The 21,888-nt window shown below is 58.9% G+C and carries 15 protein-coding genes; 3 read left to right on the top strand and 12 right to left on the bottom strand.

The features are described 5' to 3' along the window. The first annotated feature begins 105 nt into the window (after nt 1-105). From rpsO to AACY44_RS18770, 3 genes are all read left to right on the top strand, one after another. On the top strand, nt 106-375 hold the full coding sequence (gene rpsO, locus AACY44_RS18780) for a 30S ribosomal protein S15 (RefSeq protein WP_003176135.1): 270 nt from the start codon (nt 106-108) through the stop codon (nt 373-375). Nucleotides 376-569: 194 nt separating this feature from the next. Beyond that, nucleotides 570-2,675, top strand: a complete 2,106-nt coding sequence (pnp, locus tag AACY44_RS18775) for a polyribonucleotide nucleotidyltransferase (RefSeq protein WP_339439270.1) — start codon at nt 570-572, stop codon at nt 2,673-2,675. 295 nt (nt 2,676-2,970) lie between these two features. Next, nucleotides 2,971-3,591, top strand: coding sequence for a BON domain-containing protein (locus tag AACY44_RS18770; protein ID WP_339471741.1), 621 nt, complete (start codon nt 2,971-2,973; stop codon nt 3,589-3,591). 233 nt (nt 3,592-3,824) lie between these two features. Here the strand turns inward: AACY44_RS18770 and AACY44_RS18765 are convergent, their stop codons facing one another. From AACY44_RS18765 to AACY44_RS18710, 12 genes are all read right to left on the bottom strand, one after another. After that, entirely contained in the window at nt 3,825-6,755 is a 2,931-nt protein-coding gene (locus AACY44_RS18765) for a DUF748 domain-containing protein (protein WP_339428319.1), read from the bottom strand. A gap of 87 nt (nt 6,756-6,842) precedes the next feature. Next, nucleotides 6,843-7,859, bottom strand: coding sequence for a class I SAM-dependent rRNA methyltransferase (locus AACY44_RS18760; RefSeq protein WP_339420300.1), 1,017 nt, complete (start codon nt 7,857-7,859; stop codon nt 6,843-6,845). A gap of 57 nt (nt 7,860-7,916) precedes the next feature. Continuing rightward, the gene (locus AACY44_RS18755; RefSeq protein WP_339420301.1) at nt 7,917-8,786 is read right to left on the bottom strand and encodes an oxygenase MpaB family protein; all 870 of its coding nucleotides are present in this window, start codon (nt 8,784-8,786) and stop codon (nt 7,917-7,919) included. A 16-nt stretch (nt 8,787-8,802) separates the two neighbouring features. Then, nucleotides 8,803-10,740, bottom strand: coding sequence for an acetate--CoA ligase (gene acs / locus AACY44_RS18750; RefSeq protein ID WP_339437533.1), 1,938 nt, complete (start codon nt 10,738-10,740; stop codon nt 8,803-8,805). Nucleotides 10,741-10,845: 105 nt separating this feature from the next. Further along, nucleotides 10,846-12,510: a glucose-6-phosphate isomerase gene (pgi, locus tag AACY44_RS18745; RefSeq protein WP_339420303.1), complete on the bottom strand. Its 1,665-nt coding sequence runs from the start codon at nt 12,508-12,510 to the stop codon at nt 10,846-10,848. A gap of 225 nt (nt 12,511-12,735) precedes the next feature. Beyond that, complete coding sequence (panC, locus tag AACY44_RS18740) at nt 12,736-13,587, bottom strand: pantoate--beta-alanine ligase (protein WP_339437534.1); 852 nt, start codon at nt 13,585-13,587, stop codon at nt 12,736-12,738. Then, on the bottom strand, nt 13,584-14,384 hold the full coding sequence (gene panB / locus AACY44_RS18735) for a 3-methyl-2-oxobutanoate hydroxymethyltransferase (protein WP_339437535.1): 801 nt from the start codon (nt 14,382-14,384) through the stop codon (nt 13,584-13,586). Before panB ends, panC begins: the two co-directional genes overlap by 4 nt. A gap of 278 nt (nt 14,385-14,662) precedes the next feature. After that, nucleotides 14,663-15,148, bottom strand: a complete 486-nt coding sequence (gene folK / locus AACY44_RS18730) for a 2-amino-4-hydroxy-6-hydroxymethyldihydropteridine diphosphokinase (RefSeq protein ID WP_339420305.1) — start codon at nt 15,146-15,148, stop codon at nt 14,663-14,665. A gap of 2 nt (nt 15,149-15,150) precedes the next feature. Then, nucleotides 15,151-16,554, bottom strand: coding sequence for a polynucleotide adenylyltransferase PcnB (locus AACY44_RS18725; protein WP_065875682.1), 1,404 nt, complete (start codon nt 16,552-16,554; stop codon nt 15,151-15,153). Between the two features lie 708 nt (nt 16,555-17,262). Next, nucleotides 17,263-18,693: a sigma-54-dependent transcriptional regulator gene (locus AACY44_RS18720; RefSeq protein WP_339420306.1), complete on the bottom strand. Its 1,431-nt coding sequence runs from the start codon at nt 18,691-18,693 to the stop codon at nt 17,263-17,265. A 22-nt stretch (nt 18,694-18,715) separates the two neighbouring features. Further along, entirely contained in the window at nt 18,716-21,670 is a 2,955-nt protein-coding gene (locus tag AACY44_RS18715) for a sensor histidine kinase (RefSeq protein WP_339420307.1), read from the bottom strand. Continuing rightward, nucleotides 21,654-21,830 (bottom strand): hypothetical protein, encoded by a 177-nt coding sequence (locus AACY44_RS18710; protein ID WP_003176118.1) that lies wholly within the window; start codon nt 21,828-21,830, stop codon nt 21,654-21,656. Before AACY44_RS18710 ends, AACY44_RS18715 begins: the two co-directional genes overlap by 17 nt. Nucleotides 21,831-21,888: the final 58 nt, after the last annotated feature.

The raw sequence follows: 21,888 nt of genomic DNA, 5'->3' as shown, positions 1-21,888 counted from the left end.
GTGGCTGTTAACAGGCACGGTCAACACTCATTTTTAGATACAGGGATTTATCCCTGGCCTGTTGAAACTGCCCTTTGGGTGGTTTCCTGAAAAAAGGATTGCCTCATGGCTCTCGACGTTCAAGAAAAAGCACAAATCGTAGCTGACTATCAGCAAGCTGTTGGTGACACTGGTTCGCCAGAAGTGCAAGTTGCACTGCTGACCCACAACATCAACAAGCTGCAAGGTCACTTCAAGGCCAACGGTAAAGACCACCACTCCCGTCGTGGTCTGATCCGCATGGTAAACCAGCGCCGTAAGCTGCTGGACTACCTGAAAGGCAAGGATCTGGGTCGCTATCAGGCTCTGATCGGTCGCCTGGGTCTGCGTCGCTAATAAGCGATTGCGCTAGAGGTTGGTTGTCTGCCGTGTGTCAGTGGGATTCCCGCTGGCCCATGGCAGGCTCCCAGCCTCAAGTTTTATCTGGATACACGTTTTACCCTGGACGAGGGTCGGGCCGATTCCCGACATTGCCCAAGAATTTCGCAAGAAGACAAGTTCCCCAAGAGCCACAAAGAAGGTAGGACACCGTGAACCCGGTTATCAAAAAATTCCAGTTCGGTCAGTCGACCGTTACTCTCGAGACAGGCCGTATCGCCCGTCAAGCCTCCGGCGCAGTGCTGGTTACCGTTGACGACGACGTTACCGTTCTGGTGACCGTTGTTGGCGCCAAGACCGCTGACCCGAGCAAAGGCTTCTTCCCTCTTTCCGTTCACTACCAGGAAAAGACTTACGCTGCCGGTAAGATCCCTGGCGGTTTCTTCAAGCGTGAAGGCCGTCCTTCCGAGAAAGAAACCCTGACTTCCCGACTGATCGACCGTCCGATCCGTCCGCTGTTCCCAGAAGGCTTCATGAACGAAGTGCAGGTTGTCTGCACCGTCGTTTCCACCAGCAAGAAGACCGATCCGGACATCGCTGCGATGATCGGTACCTCGGCTGCCCTGGCTATTTCCGGTATTCCTTTCGATGGCCCGATCGGCGCTGCCCGCGTTGCCTTCCACGAAAGCACCGGTTACCTGCTGAACCCGACTTACGAGCAACAGAAAGCTTCGAGCCTGGACATGGTCGTAGCCGGTACCTCGGAAGCCGTGTTGATGGTTGAATCGGAAGCCAAAGAGCTGACCGAAGACCAGATGCTGGGCGCCGTGCTGTTTGCTCACGACGAGTTCCAGGTTGTGATCAACGCTGTTAAAGAATTGGCTGCCGAAGCTGCCAAACCAACCTGGACTTGGGCTCCACAGCCTGAAGCCACCGCACTGCTGGGCGCTATCCGTGCCGAATTCGGCGACGCGATCTCCCAGGCCTACGCCATTACCGTCAAGGCCGACCGTTACGCTCGTCTGGGTGAGTTGAAGGATCAGGTTGTTGCCAAGCTGTCCGGTGAAGAAGGCCAGCCTTCTTCCAGCGAAGTCAAAGCTGCTTTCGGTGAAATCGAATACCGCACCGTTCGCGAAAACATCGTTAACGGCAAGCCACGTATCGACGGTCGCGACACCCGCACTGTACGTCCGCTGAACATCGAAGTCGGCGTTCTGCCGAAGACTCACGGTTCGGCCCTGTTCACCCGTGGTGAAACCCAGGCTCTGGTCGTTGCAACACTGGGCACCGCCCGTGACGCACAACTGCTGGACACCTTGGAAGGCGAGAAAAAAGACCCATTCATGCTGCACTACAACTTCCCTCCGTTCTCGGTGGGTGAGTGTGGTCGCATGGGCGGCGCTGGTCGTCGCGAAATCGGTCACGGTCGTCTGGCGCGTCGTTCGATCGCCGCCATGCTGCCGGCTGCTGACGTGTTCCCGTACACCATCCGTGTTGTGTCGGAAATCACTGAGTCCAACGGTTCCAGCTCCATGGCTTCGGTCTGCGGTGCTTCCTTGGCGCTGATGGACGCTGGTGTGCCGATGAAGGCACCGGTTGCCGGTATCGCCATGGGCCTGGTTAAAGAAGGCGAGAAGTTCGCCATCCTGACCGACATCCTGGGTGACGAAGACCACCTGGGCGACATGGACTTCAAAGTGGCCGGTACCGCCAAAGGTGTTACCGCGCTGCAGATGGACATCAAGATCAAGGGCATCACCGAAGAAATCATGGAAATCGCTCTGGGCCAAGCCCTGGAAGCGCGCCTGAACATCCTCGGCCAGATGAACCAGATCATTGGTCATTCCCGTACCGAACTGTCGGAAAATGCTCCGACCATGATCGCGATGAAAATCGACACCGACAAAATCCGTGATGTTATCGGTAAAGGTGGCGCGACCATTCGTGCGATCTGCGAAGAGACCAAGGCTTCGATCGACATCGAAGACGACGGCTCGATCAAGATCTTCGGCGAAACCAAGGAAGCTGCAGAAGCGGCGCGTCAGCGCGTTCTGGGCATCACCGCGGAAGCCGAGATCGGCAAGATCTACGTCGGTAAGGTTGAGCGCATCGTCGACTTCGGCGCATTCGTCAACATCCTGCCGGGCAAAGACGGTCTGGTTCACATCTCCATGCTGAGCGACGCTCGCGTTGAGAAAGTGACCGACATTCTGAAAGAAGGCCAGGAAGTGGAAGTACTGGTACTGGACGTGGACAACCGCGGCCGTATCAAGCTCTCCATCAAGGACGTAGCAGCAGCCAAGGCTTCGGGCGTTTAATTACCCGCCGCTGTAGGCTGAAAAAAAGGACTCTTCGGAGTCCTTTTTTTATGCCTATAAGAAAATCTCTAGAAATCAGTCGCTTAGTTATACCTAAAACCCGCAACTTGCATGCAGGCAAGTTCCTGTTCATGCAAGTTGCACGATTTCGAAGAAAGAAAATTTTATTAAGCTATTGATTTATAAGGATTTATTTTGTGAGAGTGAGTTGGCACAGTGCCTGCAACAACCCTGTTAGCGCTGCAGCATCAAGGTTCACACACTGCAGTCTTTTAATAAAACAGGAGTTACTCGTATGAAGAAGTTCGCTCTCGCTACTGCTACCGCTCTGACCCTTGCCATGGGTGCTAACGTGGCCTTTGCCCAGACTTCCCAAGCGCCAATGACCCTGGCTGCTGGTGAAGTGACCAAGGCTAAAGAAGCCACCTCGGACACTTGGATCACTACCAAAGTCAAAGCTGACCTGCTGACTGAAAAAGGCATCCCGGGCTCGGACATCGAGGTTGAAACCAACAAAGGCGTGGTTTCCCTGTCTTCCGAAGTCGCTGTCTCGGACGCTCAGAAAGCTACTGCTGTGGCGATCACCAAGAAAATCAAAGGTGTGACTGCGGTTTCTGCTGATGGCCTGATGGCTGGCGGTGCAACTAAAGCCGATAACATGGACAAAACCAAGGCCGCTGCTGCTGACGCCAAAGGCGCTACCTCGGATACTTGGATCACCACCAAAGTGAAAGCTGACTTGGTAACCGAGAAAGGCATTCCTGGCACCGACATCAAAGTCGAAACCAACAAAGGCGTGGTTTCCCTGTCGTCCTCTACTGCCGTGACTGAATCGCAGAAGGCCACTGCCGTGGCAATCACCAAAAAAATCAAAGGCGTTAAAGCTGTATCGGCTGATGGCCTGAAAGCAGAGTAACGCTCCAGAGTTCGCCTGAACTAAACGTCGGCGGCGGCGAGTGAGCTAGATATACACTCAACGCACCTCCACCAGTTCATGCGACCGACCACACGGATGTGGTCATTACAGGCCCCGGCACTTGTGTCGGGGCCTGTTCTATTCTGGCTCGGAATACGTTTTGTAGGCTTATGAAGATAAAATGTGGGAGCGAGCAAGCCCGCTTCCCCATTCAGGTGTGCGTAGAGGTCGGGTTACTCAGCATCCAGATGCATCGGTGTCACCACTCGACCATCCTTCTCTGCCTGCCCGAGGTTGGCATCGATGAAGTACACCCGGTCATCTTCCAACTGTCCTTTGTCTACCAGGTAATCCTTGATAGTGCTTGCGCGGTCTTGGCCCAACTGGCGCAGCAACACATCACTGCCACTCCAGAATTTGATAACGCCGTCCTTCAGCTTGGCGGTACGTTCATCGCGGCTGAGGTCTTTCCACTCCGCCGGCGGCTGCTGTTTCAGACGGGTGCGGTAGATGCCTTCCAGCAACGGTGCTTTTTCACTTTCCGGTACTTCCAGCAAGGAAGCCTGGGCCGGAACCTTGTCACCACGGCGTTGCAGCATCTTGTAGTAGTTGTATTGGTATTCGCGTTCCAGGCGCTGCGCGGCGAGGAACGGCCCGTCGCTGCTGGCAGCGGCCGTGCCTTCGATTTCCAGGCGCAGCGCAGGGCGCTCTTTAAGCGCCTTGGCCAGCGTGTTCAAGGCACCCTCGGCGTCTTTGTTCAGCTCGCTGGAACCCGGTCCGAACGAGACATTACCGAGGTCTTCCGAGCCCCCCCCGGTCACCAGCCCACCGATGAACGTGAAGGGCGCCGTCGCCGCGCGGACCACGAGATTGCGCAGGGTCTGCCAAACGATCGGCATTACGCTGAATTGGGGATTGTTCAAATCGCCCGTTACTGGCAACTCGATGGTGATTTTGCCGTTAGTGTCTTTGAGTAGCGCAATCGCCAGGCGAATCGGCAAGTCCACCGCATCAGTGCTGTCGACCTTCTCGCCCAGTTGCAATTGTTCGACGACCACTTTGTTTTCGGCCTTCAATTGGCCCTTGGTGATCACGTAGTGCAGGTCAAGGTTGAGTCGGCCCTTGCGGATACGGAAGCCGGCGAACTTGCCGGAGTAGGGCGTCAGGTTAGTCAGTTCGACGCGCTTGAAGCTGGTGGCGATGTCCAGCGCCGCCATTGGATCAAACGGATTCACGCTGCCTTTGATGGTGACGGGCGCGTAACGGTCTACCTTACCCTTGATGTCGACGCTGGCCGGTTTGGCCTGGCGGCTGTCGATAGTGCCGATTTTTCCGTTGAGTTGTTGAATCGCAGTGGCGAAATTAGGTGTGAGGCTGAAGTCGGCAAAGTTGGCGGAGCCGTCGTTGATCGCAATCTGGCCGATACGAATGCCCAGGGGCTTATCTTTGCTGGCCGGTTTGGCTGCTGACTTAGTACCACTGTCGGCCGGCTGTGGAATCAGCAGGTCGTCGATGTTGGTGGTGCGGTCATCATTGATCATGAAGCGCGCATACGGTTGCAGCAGGTTGACCTTGTCGATCGACAGGCTGTCGCCGTGCTGATAGTTCACGCCTTCGAGTACCAGGCGCTGCCATTTGAGGAAATCGCGCGTTTTGAGGGTGTCCAGGGTGTGCAACTGGTCGACCTGCGCCCGACCGGTGACCTGCAACTTCAGAGGGTCGGTGCCTTTCAGGTTCACATCAAGATTGCTGCCGAGCATGCCGCTACGCAGTTCCAGGCGAATGAACGGACTGATGTAGGACTGGGCGACCCGCAGGTCGATGTCTTGGGTATTTACCTTCAGCTTGGCGCTGACTGGGTTGAGGTTGACCTCTCCGGTCGCCTGGATTTTGCCTTGCTTGCCCAGCCCCGTGTCGAGCTTCAAGGTGAACGGGTTCTGGTTGAGGCTATCGAAGTTCTGCACATCGACGTTCAACGGGCCCAGTTCCAGCGCAACCGCCGGCTTGGCCTGACGGTCGGCCAGGTGCACTTGATAGTTGCGTAGTTGCACATCCTTGAGCAGGACCTGCCACGGTTTGCTCGGCGCCGCAGGTTCGGCTTTTGGCGAGTCGGCAGTGGCCGGAGCGCTGACAGGCTCCGGCGCCTTGGCGGGTTTACTGGGTTGACTGGCGAACAGTTTCTGCCAGTCCAGTTGCCCATCGGCCTCAAGGGCCGCCCAGGTTTCCAGCTTGTTGCTGCGGATCTTACCGACAATTACCTGCTGCTTGGCCAGGTCCACCGTGGTCTCGCTGACGTCCAAGCGCTCCAGGCGCACCAACGGCCGGCCGTCCGGTGCTTTGATGGCAAATGGCGCGATGCTGGCGGCGGTGTTGGTCAGGTTCAGTTCTGTCTCTTTGGCCAGGCTGAACGTGTATTCGGTGCTGAAGTTGAGCACACCGTCTTCCAGCACCAGGGGCAACGCATCACGTACATAGGGCCACCAGGCTTTCATCTTGCCATCGGTGACCTTCAGCGTACCTTCGGAGGTAATCGGCACCAGGCTGAAATTACCTTTCCAATCGATTCTCCCACCGTCAGGCCCCGCCGCGACCAGCGTCATGTCGGCATTATCTTCAGGCAGGGTGCTGAGGTTTTTCAGCTCGAAGTCGAGTGAGTCGTATAGAAATTCGATAGGTTCGCTGGGGCGCAAGTCTTGAAAATGCACATAGCCGCTCGACAGTTTGATGCCATCGACACGTAACGGGAAAGGCTTGGCATTCGGATCGGCGGGGGCGGGCTCGCTGGCGGGCAGCTTGAACAACTGCGCCAGATTCAACTTGCCGGACTTGTCGAACAGCAACTCGGTCTTGGGCTTGTCCAATTGCACATCAGCCAGGTGCAGGGCTCGGGTCCATAGACTGTCGATTTGCAGGTTGGCGTAGAGCCGTTCGAAACCCACTTGTTCATTGCCAGGCTCGCCTATTTTGAGCCCCCATGCCGTCACTTCCAGGCTGAACGGGTTGAGCTCTATTCGCTCGATCCGGGCTGGCACCGTCGCGTAATTGGCCAGTTGCTGGTTGGCAATGCGAAGCGCGATACCGGGGAGAATCAAAAAGCCCAGCAAGCTGTAAAGGGCAAGGGCGGTCAACAAAGCGCCAGCGGCGCGAATCAATCCTTTGGGCATGGGGCGGCGCCATCTATATCAAACAAGAGTGCCTTGGAGTATGGCACGGGTTTTCGGTTCCGAAGCGCAGGGCCTTTGGGAAACGCCTTACAGTTGGAGTATCAGGGTTTTCAGCGGGGGCTGTTGATCCTGTGAGGGAAAGTCCGCACCGGGCGTCATGATTGTCCAGTCACGCACCGGGCGCCCGGCCTTTTGCGCACAACGCAGCACCTGTTCGCGCCAATCCTCCATGCTGACCTTTGCCAGGTTGTTGCAGCAGATCAGCACGCCGTTGTCAGCGGTGGCAAGCAGTGCGGGTTTGAGCAGGCTTTGATAGTCGCGCAGCAGGTCGACGGTGCCGAACGCGCTCTTGGCCCAGGCCGGAGGGTCCAGCAATACCAAGTCGTATTGACGTTGCTCCAGGCGCGGATAGCTTGGCAGTTTCTGCCCGCGACGCTGGGTGATCGGCAGGCCCGCCAGTTGGCGGATCGCCGGGAAGTAGTCGGATTGCACGAATTGCAGGGTCGGCAATTGTGGGTTCAGCAGGCTATTTTCGCGCCCGACTGCGAGGTTGCCCTCGGCGAAGTCCAGGTTACATACCTCGCGGGCACCACCGGCGGCCGCGCTCAGGCCGACGCCGCAGGTGTAGGCGAACAGGTTCAGCACGCTTTTACCGGCGCTGTGTTCCTTGACCCAGCCCCGGGTGTTGCGCAGGTCGAGGAACAGCAGCGGATCCTGCCCGGCATGCCGCCCGCGTACGCGGTAATTGAGCCCCCACTCGTGACCCACCAGGTCTTCCAGTGCAGCAGGTTCGGCACGATACACCGTGTCTTCGCGGTCAACGCGCGAATTGCCACGGGAACGGTCGTTGTAGACCAGTAGCAATTCCAGGCCCAAGTACTGGTTGATCTGTTGATGCAGGTCCAGCAGGTCTGCCGTTTCCAGGGACTGGTGAAAGCTCTGCACCAGCAGTTGAGGGCCGTAGCGGTCGATGGTCAGGCCGCCAGCGCCTTCCTGGCTGCCGTGGAACAGCCGGTAGCAGTCGGTGTCTTGGGCGTGCAGTTCGCTGATCAGGTCTTGGCGATGATCGAGGGCGGCGCGCAGCGCCTGATTCAAGGAAGACATGGAGCGCGCCTTGCTGGGGAAATGAGGGCGCGAAGTTTAACAGTTATGCGCCGTCGCCTACATCAACCCCATCCGCCGATGGGCCCGTTGCACCGAACCATTGCGCATCGCCCAACGCAGCATCGGCGCACTGCGTTTGACCCCGGCACGGATCATCTGGCGTTGCAGCGGACTCTGGCGCTGACCGAGCATGGCGCTGGCCCAGTCAGGCAGCAGGTCGATCCCGGCTCGCATCATCAAGGCGCCAAAGGGCTTGGCAAGGGCACTGGGGGAGGGCGCATTCAGCAGCAGGCGCAACACTTCCCGGCTGCGGTCATCGCACAGCAACTGCGGACGTATGCGTGCCAGATAATCCGACACTTCCTGCCGGGAATGCGGAACACCCTGCGCGCCCAGACGCTCGGCCACCAAGGCAATTTCACTGTAGTAACGGTCCTGGTCTCGACCTGAAAGGTGCGGGTTGCGGTAGCGAAGGTGGGCGGCCAAGAAGTTACTGACCTCCGCGACATGCACCCAAGTCAGCAGCTCCGGGTCGCTGGCCGCATAAGGTCGCCCGTCCGGCGCATGGCCGACCACCTGCAGGTGAATGGTGCGGACTTTCTCGATCAGCCATTCGGCATCTTTTCGCGCGCCAAAGGTGGTGCCCGAGATGAACTGCGAGGTACGCCGCAACCGCCCGAGCATGTCCTGGCGAAAATTAGAATGGTCCCACACACCCGCCAGGGCCAGTGGGTGCAAAGCTTGCAGCATCAAGGCACTGATGCCGCCGATAAGCATACTGCTGAAATCGCCATGTACTTGCCAACTCACCGAGTCGGGCCCGAACAGACCTGGGTCGCCCTTGGGGTTTTCCAGGTCCAACTGGCCCAGCGACAAGCCGGTCAGGCTCATCAGCTGGTTTTCGATACGGCTGCGGATAAATTCCATGGCGACTCGGGGCTTCCTATCGGTTCAGGCGTTTGTCGATCAAACTCTCTACGACGCTCGGGTCGGCCAGGGTCGAGGTATCACCGAGGCTGTCGAGTTCGTTGCAGGCGATCTTGCGCAAAATCCTGCGCATGATCTTGCCGGAACGGGTTTTCGGCAAGGCCGGGGCCCATTGGATCAGCTCCGGCTTGGCAAAGCTGCCGATTTCCTTGCTGACCAACGCCAGCAGGTGCTCTTTCAGCGCGTCGTCGGGTTCCACCCCATTCATGGGCGTGACAAACGCATAGACGCCCTGGCCTTTGACGTCGTGGGGGTAACCCACTACGGCGGCTTCGGCCACCAAGTCATGCAGGACCAGCGCGCTCTCCACCTCGGCGGTGCCGATGCGGTGGCCGGACACGTTGATCACATCGTCGATGCGCCCAGTGATCCAATAATCGCCGTCTTCGTCGCGTCGCGCGCCGTCGCCGGTGAAGTAGTAACCGGGGTAGGGTTTGAAATAGGTGTCGATCATGCGCTGCGGATCGCCGTACACACTGCGGATCTGCCCGGGCCAGCTGGCTTTGATCGCCAGCACGCCGCTGCCGGCGCCACTGAGTTCCTTACCTTGTTCATTCAGTAATACCGGCTGTACACCGAACATTGGCTGGGTCGCGCAACCGGGCTTGATCCGCTGGGCGCTGACCAGTGGGCTGAGCATGATGCCGCCGGTTTCGGTTTGCCACCAGGTATCCACAATCGGGCAGCGCTGTTCGCCCACCGCGTTGAAGTACCAGTCCCAGGCTTCCGGGTTGATCGGTTCGCCGACGCTGCCCAGCAAGCGCAGGCTGGCGCGGGACGTGTTCTCCAGCGGGCCGTGGCCTTCGCGCATCAACGCGCGCAAGGCAGTGGGCGCGGTGTAGAAGATGTTGACCTTGTGCTTGTCGATGACCTGCCAGAAGCGCGAGCTGTCCGGGTAGCTTGGTACGCCTTCGAACATCAGCGAGGTCGCGCCATTGGCCAGCGGGCCGTACACGATGTAACTGTGGCCGGTGACCCAGCCCACATCGGCTGTGCACCAGAACACTTCGCCGTCGCGGTAGTCGAGCACGTATTTGAAGGTCATCGCCGCTTGCAGCAGGTAACCGCCCGTGGTGTGCAGGACGCCCTTGGGTTTACCGGTGCTGCCGGAGGTGTAGAGGATGAACAGCGGGTCTTCGGCGTCCATCGGCTCTGGCGGGCAGTCGTCGCTTGCGGCATCCAGAGCCTGTTGATACTTGAGGTCGCGGCCTTCGGTCCAGTTAACGGTCGCACCCGTGCGTTCCACCACCAGCACCGTACTGACGTTCGGGCAGTTGGTCAGGGCTTTGTCGACATTCTGTTTCAGCGCCACTGGCTTACCGCCGCGCACGCCTTCGTCAGCGGTGATCACGGTGCGGCAGTCTGCGTCGAGAATACGGTCGCGCAGGGCGTCCGGCGAGAAGCCACCAAACACCACGGAATGCACCGCGCCAATCCGCGTGCAGGCGAGCATGGCGTAGGCTGCTTCCGGGATCATCGGCATGTAGATGCACACCCGGTCGCCTTTCTTCACGCCGCGGCTTTTCAGCACATTGGCCAGGCGGCTGACGTTCTGGTGCAGTTGGCGGTACGTGATTTTGGAAGAATTTTTCGGATCATCGCCTTCCCAGATGAAGGCCGGCTGATCGGCGCGTTGCGCCAGGTGGCGGTCGATGCAGTTGTAGCTGACGTTCAATTGGCCGCCGGCGAACCACTGCGCAGCACCGGTCTTGATGTCTGAGGTTTGAACGGTGTGCCAAGGGGTTATCCAGTCGAGAAAGCCTTTGGCCTGTTCAGCCCAGAACGTGTCCGGATGATCGATGGATTGGCGATAGAGGCGTTGATAGTCCTCTTGACTGAGTTGCGCAGCCCGGCGGACGGCATCGGCGGTGGGGAACGTGCTGATATCGAACATGAGCGATCCTTATTCTTGTTTTAGCCACAAGTCATAAAGATGCACCCTGCAGGGGGAGGGTTCAAGGCCAACCTCCAAACGGACGTTGGCCCTGCAATACCTGAATCAGCCGCGGTGACGACCACGGAAGTAGTTGATCAGGCCCTGAGTCGACGCATCGTCAGCCAGGGTTTCCTCGGCACCGGTCAGGCGGTTGTAGACGCCCTTGCCCAGCTCTTTGCCAAGTTCCACGCCCCATTGGTCGAAGGCGTTGATACCCCAGATCACGCTCTGCACGAACACTTTGTGTTCATACATGGCAACCAGCGCGCCCAAGCGACGCGGGCTGATACGCTCGACCACAAGGGTGTTGCTCGGACGGTTGCCCGGGATCACCTTGTGCGGGGCAAGCTTCTGCACTTCTTCTTCCGAGATGCCCTTGTCGCGCAACTCGGCTTCGGCTTCGCTGCGGGTCTTGCCGAGCATCAGCGCCTGGCTCTGGGACAAGCAGTTGGCATACAGCCACTGATGGTGGTCGGACACCGGGTTGAAGCTGACGATTGGCACGATGAAGTCGGCCGGGATCAGTTGGGTCCCTTGGTGCAGCAACTGGTGGTAAGCATGCTGACCGTTGCAGCCCACGCCGCCCCAGATCACCGGGCCGGTATCGGTAGACACTGGCGTGCCGTCCTGCCGCACGCTTTTGCCGTTGGATTCCATGTCCAACTGCTGCAAGTGTTTGGTGATGTTACGCAGGTAGTGGTCGTACGGCAGGATCGCATGGCTTTGCGCACCCCAGAAGTTGCCATACCACACGCCCAGTAAGCCCAGCAGCACCGGCATGTTGGCTTCGAATGGCGCGTTCTGGAAATGCTGGTCCATGGTGTAGGCACCGGACAGCAGTTCCTTGAAGTTGGACATGCCGATGGCCAAGGCGATGGGCAAACCGATGGCTGACCACAGCGAGTAACGGCCGCCGACCCAGTCCCACATCGGGAAGATGTTTTCTTCGCGGATACCGAAAGCCACGGCGGCCGCGTTGTTGCTCGACACGGCGATGAAGTGGCGATACAGCTCGGCTTCCGAGCCACCCTGGGCCAGGTACCAGGCGCGGGCGGCCTGGGCGTTTTTCAGGGTTTCCAGGGTGTTGAAGGATTTCGACGAGACGATAAACAGGGTGGTCTCGGCGCGCAGCTTCATGGTTAGCTCGTGGAACTCGCTGCCGTCAATGTTTGCCAGGTAATGGCAGCGCACGCCTTTATGCGCGTAGGACAACAGCGCCTCGGAAACCAGCTCCGGGCCGAGGAACGAGCCGCCGATACCGATGTTCACGACGTCGGTGATCGGCTTCTCGGTGTAGCCACGCCACAAACCGTCGTGGATGCGGCCGACCAGGTCAGTGATCTGGTTCAGCACCTTGTGCACGTCCGGCATGATGTTCACGCCGTTGACCGACAGCTTGTCACCCACTGGGCGGCGCAAGGCGGTGTGCAGGGCAGGGCGGCCTTCGGAGGAGTTGACTGGCTCGCCTGCGTACAGCGCATCGATCGCGCCTTTGAGATTCACTTCCTTTGCCAGGGCCACCAGCAGGTCGCGGGTTTCGCTGGTGATCAGATTTTTCGAGTAATCGAGGAAAAGTCCGCAGCTGCTCAAGGTGAACTGGGAAAAGCGCTGAGGATCGGCATTGAACGCTTCGCGCATGCTGAAATCCTGCATGGCTTGGCGGTGTTGATTGAGCGCTTGCCAGGCGGGCAGAGCGGTAACGTCATGAGGAGTGCGGTAGTACGCCATCGCTGCGGGTTTCCTTTTATTACGGGGACTGCCTTTAGGACACTTCTGAGCCCGGAACGTCCAGTCTTTCATCAAGGAATGGGTTCGGGACAGCGCTAACCATAGCGCAGGGCGATTACATTAAACCTAGCGTGTCGATATGTCTTGGTTTTGTCTGCGCTTATGCCGGTACTTTTTTGCACCGGCACTTTTTATTGACGCAGCGAGAAGGGCAACTGCAAGGGGTCAGTCGAGGGTCAGATGCAGGTTGTCGATGAGGCGAGTGGCGCCCAGGTAGGCGGCTACCAGAATGACGATATCCCGATCCTCGGCAGTGGCCGGGCGCAGATGCACACCCTGGCGTACTTCGAGGTAGTCCAGGCGCAACCCGGCGGCTTCGATTTGCTGGACCTGTTCGGCGCGCAACGTCGCGAAGTCGTGGTCACCGGCTTTGATCGCAGCAGCGATCAGGGTGAGGCAGCGGTACAGCACCGGCGCAATAGCGCGTTGCTCGTCGGTGAGGTAGCCGTTGCGTGACGACAGCGCAAGGCCGTCGTCGGCGCGCACGGTGGGTTCACCGATGATCTGGATCGGCATATTCAGGTCATGGACCATGGCGCGGATCACGGCCAGTTGCTGGTAATCCTTCTGGCCAAACACGGCCGTGTCCGGCTGGACCATGTTGAACAGTTTGCTGACCACCGTTGCCACACCTTCGAAATGCCCCGGGCGGCTGGCGCCGCACAGGCCTTCGGACAGTTGCGGCACGCTGACGCGAGTTTGGCCGGTCATGCCCCCGGGGTACATTTCTTCGACAGTAGGTGCGAACAATAGACTGCAACCGGCTTGCAGCAGCTTTTCCTGGTCGGCAGCCAAGGTGCGCGGGTATTTGTCCAGGTCTTCACCGGCGCCGAATTGCAGCGGGTTGACGAAGATGCTGGCGACGACGAAGTCCGCCTGCTGGGCTGCCTTGGTCACCAGTGTGGCGTGACCGCTGTGCAAGTTACCCATGGTCGGCACAAAGCCTATGCGCTTGCCGGCGCTGCGGGCGTGAGTCACGGCAGCACGCAATTCGCGTACGGTTTTTACGGTGTTCATGCAGAGAATCCGTGTTCGGCGCCAGGGAACGTTACGTCTTTGACTTCAGCAACATAGGCGCTCAATGCGTCGTGGATGCTGGCCTGGCCAATCATGAAATTCTTAACGAATTTTGGCACGCGGCCGGTGATCGACAGGCCGAGCATGTCGTGTAACACCAGCACCTGGCCATCGGTTGCGGAACCCGCGCCGATACCGATGACTGGCACTTTGACGGCCTGGGTGATTTCGGCGGCCAGTTCGCTCGGCACGCACTCGAGCAGGATCATTGCAGCGCCTGCTTGTTCCAGGGCGATTGCATCGGCACGCATCTGCCGTGCCTGCGCCTCATTGCGGCCCTGTACCTTGTAGCCGCCGAGGAGGTTCACCGACTGTGGCGTCAGGCCCATGTGTGCGCACACCGGCACACCACGTTCCGCCAGTAGGCGTATCGATTCGGCAAGCCACACCGCGCCTTCAACTTTGATCATGTGCGCACCGGCTTGCATCAACTTGCCGGCATTCTGGAAAGTCTGTTCGAGCGTCGCGTAACCCATGAACGGCAGGTCGGCGATGATAAACGCGCCGTCGTTGCCGCGCTTGACGCTGGCCGTGTGGTAGGCCAATTCATCGGTGGTGACGGGCAGGGTGCTGTCATTCCCTTGAAGAACCATGCCCAGGGAGTCGCCCACCAGCAACACTTCAACCCCGGCCTGGCAGCTGGCGTGGGCGAACGTGGCGTCATAGCAGGTCAGCATGGTGATTTTTTCACCCTTGAGCTTGAGGCTCTGCAAGGTGGTCAGGGTAATGTCTGGCATGAAAAGGGTCCTCGTTCAGGCGCTTGGAAACAGCGAGTAACGCGCGTGAGTCTTCGTTTATTCAGGCGCACTGTCTTGAGAGCAGTGCTTATAAGGCCTGGATTGCGCCCTTTAGCGCCGGGTTGGCGGCAGCGGGACGCCTATAGTCGTGAGGAGGGCACGGGAAGTCAATTGGATGTGTTACCGCATTGTTACGATGGCTGTGTTACCGCTGTTACTGACGCGATTCAGCAAGTGGGAAAGCGATTTTAAGTGCGCAGGCTCCCACATTGACCCAGTCAGTCTTGGGGCAAGCGTTCCAGGCCGAGAAACGGACAGGCGGCCAGCAAGTCGCTGAGCATTTGACCGTTGGGCAGTTGCAGCGCTGCGGGCGCCAGCTCGGCCAGTGGATACAGCACAAACGCCCGCAGGTGCATTTGATAGTGCGGCACCTTGAGGCGCGGCTCGTCGATCAGGCGATCGCCAAACAGCAGGATGTCCAGGTCGAGAGTGCGCGGGCCCCAACGCTCAAGGCGTTCGCGGCCTTGATCGTTCTCGATGGCTTGCAGCGCATCCAGCAGTTCAAGGGGCGCAAGGCTACTGTCCAAGGCAGCAACCGCATTGGTGTAGCGCGGTTGGCCTGGGAGCAGGGAGTCACTTTGATAAAAGGCGGAGACGCCAGCAACGGTGGTGCCTGGCAATTGTGCCAGCGCTTCGATAGCGCTGCGCAATTGCTGATCCGGGGCAGCCAGATTGCTGCCCATGCCGATGTAGATACGCTCCACGTTTATTCGCCTGCAGCGCCCGAGGCGTCAGCCGAACTGCGCTTGCGTTTGGTGCTGCTGCGGCGGCGCTTCTTAGGGCCAGCGCCTTCGCCATCGCCTTTGCTGCCGAGGTCACGAATCATGTCGCGGCGCTCGCTGTCATTGGCGTCCTGGTAGTCGGTCCACCATTCGCCCAGGCCGTCGGTCTGCTCGCCGGCGCTTTCGCGCAGCAGCAGGAAGTCGTAGCCGGCGCGGAAGCGCGGGTTATCCAGCAACAGATCGGCGCGTTTGCCGCTGCGACGTGGCAGGCGCTCCTGCATGTCCCAGATCTCGCGGATCGGCAGGGTGAAGCGTTTGGGAATGGCGATGCGTTGGCACTGCTCGACGATCAACTCATGCGCGGCTTCTTGCATGGCTGGAATCGGCGGCATGCCACGATCCTGCAGGCGCAGTACGCGTTTTGGCAGGGCTGGCCACAACAAAGCGGCAAACAGGAACGCCGGGGTGACCGGCTTGTTCTGTTTGATGCGCAGGTCGGTATTGATCAGCGCTTCGCTGATCAAGGTGTGGGTGTACGTCGGGTTGTGTTCCAAAGCCTCGGCGCTGGCCGGGAACAGTGGGTCGAACAACTGCAGGTCCACCAGCATTTCAAAGGTGTCGGCGGCGTAGCCCGAAAGGAACAGCTTGAGCACTTCCTCGAACAGGCGTGCCGAGGGAATTTCCCGCAGCATCGGTGCCAGTTCGCGAATCGGCGCGGCGGTGTGCTTCTCGATGCCGAAGTTCAGCTTGGCGGCGAAACGCACGGCCCGCAGCATGCGCACCGGGTCTTCCTGGTAGCGTTGTACCGGGTCGCCGATCAGGCGGATCAGGTTATTACGAATATCGTGTACGCCATTGGCGTAATCGAGGATGCGCTCGCTGACCGGGTCGTAATACAGGGCGTTGATGGTGAAGTCGCGTCGCTGCGCGTCTTCTTCCAGGGTGCCATAGACGTTGTCGCGCAAGATGCGCCCGCTTTCGTTGCGGGAAGATTGATTGGTGTCTTCCTCTTCATCGTTTTGCGGGTGGCCTGCACGGAACGTCGCCACTTCGATGATTTCGCGACCGAAGTGGATATGCACCAGCTTAAAGCGCCGGCCGATGATCCGCGCATTGCGGAATTCGGCACGCACTTGCTCAGGCGTGGCGCTGGTGGCGACGTCGAAGTCTTTCGGCGTGATATTGAGCAGCATGTCACGTACGCAGCCACCCACCAGATAAGCCTGGTAGCCGGCGTTCTGCAAACGTTCGACGATGTTCACCGCATAACGGCTGAATTGAGCGCGCTGCAATGAATGCTGATTGCTGTTAAGCACTTCAGGCGTGCTGCGAATGTGTTGCGTACGACGCAAGGGAGAACGGAATGACTGGAACAACTTCTTCAGCATGGGATGCACTGTTTGAAGGAATGTTCGGCCATAACGAAGAATGACCGCATGATGGGCGGGGATTCTAGCATTTAGTCAGGGGATGGTGTAGGAACAAGCTGCAAGCCCAAGGCCAAAAGCTTCAAGAGGTTACTGGAAGGCCAATTCGCGGAAACTACAAGGGGAGCCGAAGCTCCCCCAGAAGTAGTTGCGTGCTCTATTTTTATTATTGGTTGCGGGCTTCTTGTTTTTGTTGATCGCCCTCGCCATGAAGCTTCACCTTCATGACACTCCCAATCGGGAGTCAAGAGCAAACGGATTGCTTTGGTTGCTGTGTTGCTGATCTACGATCCAACCAGTTCAGGCTCTGCCTTAGGGCAGTTTTTGTTGTTCTCGGCCTGGTTGCGGGGTAAGCCCCAAATGCAACGCCTCTCCAAAAGAATCAGTTAGCTGCGCCTCCGCCGTGTTGTTTTTGTTATGCGTGAGTCGATTCGTCTTATTTTTATTGTCTTGTACTAAGCTTGTTATTGTTTTTGTACTAAGCATATAGCAGGGTGCGTGCCAACTTTTGCGCCGTCCAGCAAATCCGGGGTGTTGAGGTGCTTTCGGGTGTTTGATGGACCAAAAAAAGCCGGGGCTTCGTTACCGTAAGCCCCGGCTTTTGTTACGCGAAATATCCGCGGTAACAGTTTTTTCACATCTGTGGGTGTTACCTGTGGGGGCGCACCCTCAACTCTCGCTGGCCACACCGGTCTTGCGCCGTGGAATGCCCAGGCGCTGGCGGCGTTCCCACAGGCACTTGCGGCTCACGCCCAGTTTGCGTGCCAGCTCGGTCTCGGTCATATGGTCCTGATGCTCAAGGACAAAATGCTGGAAGTAATCTTCCAGCGACAAATCTTCCGTCGGCTCATGGCTGGTATTGCTACCGCCGCCCTGTTGTGGGGCCAGGCCGATGAAGTCGTCGTCGTCCAAGTCGCTCAGTTCGATATCGATGCCCAGCAGCTCGGCGGAAATCTCCGGGCTTTCCGACAGAATTACCGCGCGCTCGACCGCATTTTCCAGTTCCCGCACGTTACCCGGCCACGAGTAATGCCGAATCGCCTGCTCGGCATCCGGCGCAAACTTCAGGTCGGTACGGTTGATGCGTGCGCTCTGGCGCAGCAGGAACGCGCTGGCGATCTCGTTGACGTCGGCGCCGCGTTCACGCAGGGCCGGCAGCTTGAGGGCGATCACGTGCAGGCGGTAATACAGGTCTTCACGGAACTGCCCGATCTTGGCCAGGCTTTTCAGGTCACGGTGGGTGGCCGCAATCAGGCGCACGTCGACCTTTTGCGATTGCACCGAACCGACACGGCGAATCTCACCTTCCTGCAGCACGCGCAGCAAACGCGCCTGGGCTTCCAATGGCAGTTCGCCGATTTCATCGAGGAACAAGGTGCCACCGTCCGCCGCTTCCACCAGGCCCGCACGCCCGGCGCTGGCGCCGGTGAACGCGCCTTTCTCGTGACCGAACAGTTCGGACTCGATCAGGGATTCAGGGATGGCCGCGCAGTTCACCGAAATCATCGGCGCCTTGGCGCGCTTGGACAGATTGTGCAGGGCGCGGGCCACCAGTTCTTTACCGGTGCCTGATTCGCCTTGGATCAATACATTGGAGTCAGTCGGCGCGACTTTGCGGATCTTGCTGTACAGATCCTGCATGGGCGGGCACGAACCGATGATGCCGATTTCGCCATTGCTGTTATCAACCCCTGGCTTGTCGGCAGCTTTGCTGGCGGGACGCTGTTCGGCAGGCGCGCTGCTGACCGACTGACGGTCGCGCAAAATACGCGCCACCGCCTGGAGCATTTCGTCATGGTCGAAAGGCTTGGCGATGTAGTCCACCGCGCCCATCTTCATGGAGTCCACTGCCGAACGCAGGCTGGCGTAGCTGGTCATGATCAGCACCGGGGTGCCTTGGCCGAGCTTGATCAACTCGGTGCCAGGTGCGCCAGGCAGGCGCAGGTCACTGACAATCAGGTCGAACGTGGGAATGCTGAATCGCTCCTGGGCTTCCTGCACAGAGCCGGCTTCGCTGACCTGGTACTGATTTCGTTCAAGCAGGCGACGCAAGGCAGAGCGGATAATGGTTTCGTCTTCGACGATCAAAATGTGCGGCATTGATTCAATTCTCTCGACGGTCTCAGTTCACAGCGGACGTCGCTTCGACATGACGCGGCAAGGTCACCCGAATACGGGTGCCGCGTTGGCTTTCTGTGTCAGCCGGGCTGTCGATGGTGATTTGTCCATAATGCTCTTCAACGATGGAATAGACCAGTGCAAGGCCCAGACCGGTACCTTCACCTGGGTCCTTGGTGGTGAAGAAGGGTTCGAACAATCGGTCCATGATGTTCTGTGGAATACCGCTACCTTCATCTTCGACGATCAGATCGACCGTATGTTCGAAAGCCTCGGTCTTGACGCGTACCGCGCTGCCGGCGGGGGTCGCATCGCGGGCGTTGGACAGCAGGTTGATCAGCACTTGGGCCAGGCGTTGTGAGTCGCCATCTACCCAGTGGTCCGGGTCGCACAAGTTGAAAAACTGTACTTCGAAATTACGCCGGTTCAAGGCGAGCAAGCCTATGGCATCCTGCGCCACTTCGGCCAGGCACACGGCTTCGTCCTGGTTCTGATGGCCGCCTGCGTGGGCGAAGCTCATCAGCGACTGCACGATCCGCGAGACGCGCTTGGTCTGTTCGAGGATTTGCCCGCTGATCTCGGTAATTTCGCCGTCTTCTTCTCGCTCTTCCCTTAGATTCTGCGCCAGGCACGCGATACCGGTGATCGGATTACCGATTTCATGGGCCACCCCCGCTGCCAGTCGACCGATACTTGCCAGACGCTCGGAGTGCACCAGCTTGTCTTCGAGCATCTGGGTTTCGGTCAGGTCTTCCACCAGCAACACCAGGCCGCTGTTGCCGGGGGCGAGGGGTTCATCGATGGCGGCCTTGTGCAGGTTGAGCCAGCGTGTCTGGCCGTCGAGGGCCAGATGCTGCTTGTGCAAGTGCTCGTCGGGCAAGTTGATAAAACCTTGCAGCAATTCTTTCCACGGCTCGCCCAGGGTATTGAGGCGTGAACCGACGACGCGTTGTGCGGGGATGCCCGTGAGCTCTTCCATGGCCTTGTTCCACATCAGGATCTCTTGATCCTTGGCCAGGGAACACACGCCCATGGGCAGTTCCTGCAGGGTCTGGCGATGGTAGCGGCGCAGGGCGTCGAGTTCGGCGGCGAGACCGGTGAGGCGGGAGTGGTAATCCTCCAGCCGGCTCTCGATGAAATGGATGTCTTCGGTGACATAGTTTTCGCCGCCAGCCTTATAGGGCAGGAACGTTTCCACCATGTCCTGGGCCACGCTCGGCCCCATCAGCCCCGACAGGTTGGCTTCGATACGATCACGTAAACGACGCAGCGCGTAGGGGCGGCGTTCGTCGAACGGCAGGTACAGATCGCGCAGCGCCTGTTCGACTTCCTTTTGCGCCGCCTTGGCGCCCAAAGGCTTGGCCAGTTGCGTGGCGAACTCCTGGGGCGAGGCCGCATGCAATTCACGCCGTTGCGGGCGACGCACGTTATCCACCGCACAGGCTTCGGCGGCGCTGGTTTCTTCCGCGCTTGCGTTGGTGAACAGCGAGATCAGGGTGAACATCAAGACGTTGGCGGCCAAGGACGCAATTGCCGCCATGTGCCAACTGGTGTCATCCAGCACGTAAATCATGTTCAGCAACGGGATGTAGAAGCCCTGCAGGTTGCCGACCAGCGGTAGCAGCATGGTCACGACCCACACCAGGATCCCCGCCAGCAAGCCGGCGATAAACCCACGGCGATTGGCGGTCGGCCAGTACAGTACCGACAACACACCCGGCAGGAACTGCAAGGTGGCGACAAAGGCAACGATACCCAGGTTGGCCAGGTCTTGCCCGGCGCCCAGCAGCAGGTAGAAACCGTATCCGGCCATGATGATCGCAACAATCAGCGCGCGGCGCGTCCATTTCAGCCAGCGGTAGATGTTGCCTTCAGCCGGCGGCTGGTAAAGCGGCAATACCAAATGGTTGAGTGCCATGCCCGAAAGCGCCAGGGTCGTGACGATGATCAACCCGCTGGCCGCTGACAAACCGCCGACGTAAGCCAGCAGTGCCAACGCGGGGCTGTTGGCGGCAATGCCGATGCCGAGGGTGAAGTATTCCGGGTTGGTGGTTGCCCCCAGTTTCAGGCCCGCCCACAGGATCAGCGGCACAGCCAGGCTCATCAACAGCAGGAACAGCGGCAAACCCCAGCTGGCGCTGACCAGCGAGCGCGGGTTGAGGTTTTCGGTGAAGGTCATGTGGTACATGTGCGGCATCACGATCGCCGAGGCGAAGAACACCAGCAGCAGCGTGCGCCATGGGCCTTCCTGCAGGGGCGTGTGCAGGGCGGCGAGGGCGGTCTGGTTTTGCAGCAGCCACAACTCCAACTGTTGCGGGCCGTCGAACACACCGTACAGCGCATAGAGGCCGACGCCGCCAATGGCGATCAGCTTGATCACCGACTCGAAGGCAATCGCAAACACAAGGCCTTCGTGTTTCTCGCGGGTGGCGATATGGCGTGAGCCGAAGAAAATCGTGAACAGGCTGATCAGCGCGCAGAACGCCAGGGCGACTCTATGTTGCACCGGCTCGCGGGTGAGGATGCTGATGGAGTCGGCCACGGCCTGGATTTGCAGGGCCAGCAACGGCAATACACCGATCAACATGAAAATGGTGGTCAGTGCGCCGGCCCAGGTGCTGCGAAAGCGGAACGCAAACAGGTCGGCCAGGGATGACAATTGATAAGTGCGGGTGATCTTCAGGATCGGGTACAGCAACACCGGCGCCAGCAGAAACGCGCCGGACACCCCGAGATAGCTGGAAAGAAAGCCATAACCGTATTGATAAGCCAGGCCGACGGTGCCGTAAAACGCCCAGGCACTGGCATACACGCCCAGGGACAAGGTGTAGGTCAACGGATGGCGAATGATCGCCCGCGGAATCATTCCGCGCTCACTGATCCAGGCGACGCCGAACAACGCGGCCAGATAGGCGGCGCTTATCAGCAGCATCTGGGTGAGGCTAAAGCTCATCGGCATCTTTTTGGCTCTGCAGGATGAAAGTCACGACGATCAGAATCAGCCACAGCAAATAAGGGCGATACCAGGCGCCCGTGGCGTCGATCCACCAATCCATGATGGCGGGAGAAAACAGGTAGATCCCGACGACCAGCAGCAGGACCAATCGATAGATGTACATGTTGGCCTCTGATTGAAAAACTGCGGCGATGGTAACGGATGCTTGGCAAGCTGCAAGC

Source organism: Pseudomonas sp. RA_15y_Pfl1_P11, assembly GCF_963970975.1.
In the GTDB taxonomy this organism is placed as follows: Bacteria; Pseudomonadota; Gammaproteobacteria; order Pseudomonadales; family Pseudomonadaceae; genus Aquipseudomonas; species Aquipseudomonas tritici.
Note: the sequence above shows the minus strand (reverse complement) of the source record. Positions and strands in the feature narration are given on the sequence as shown.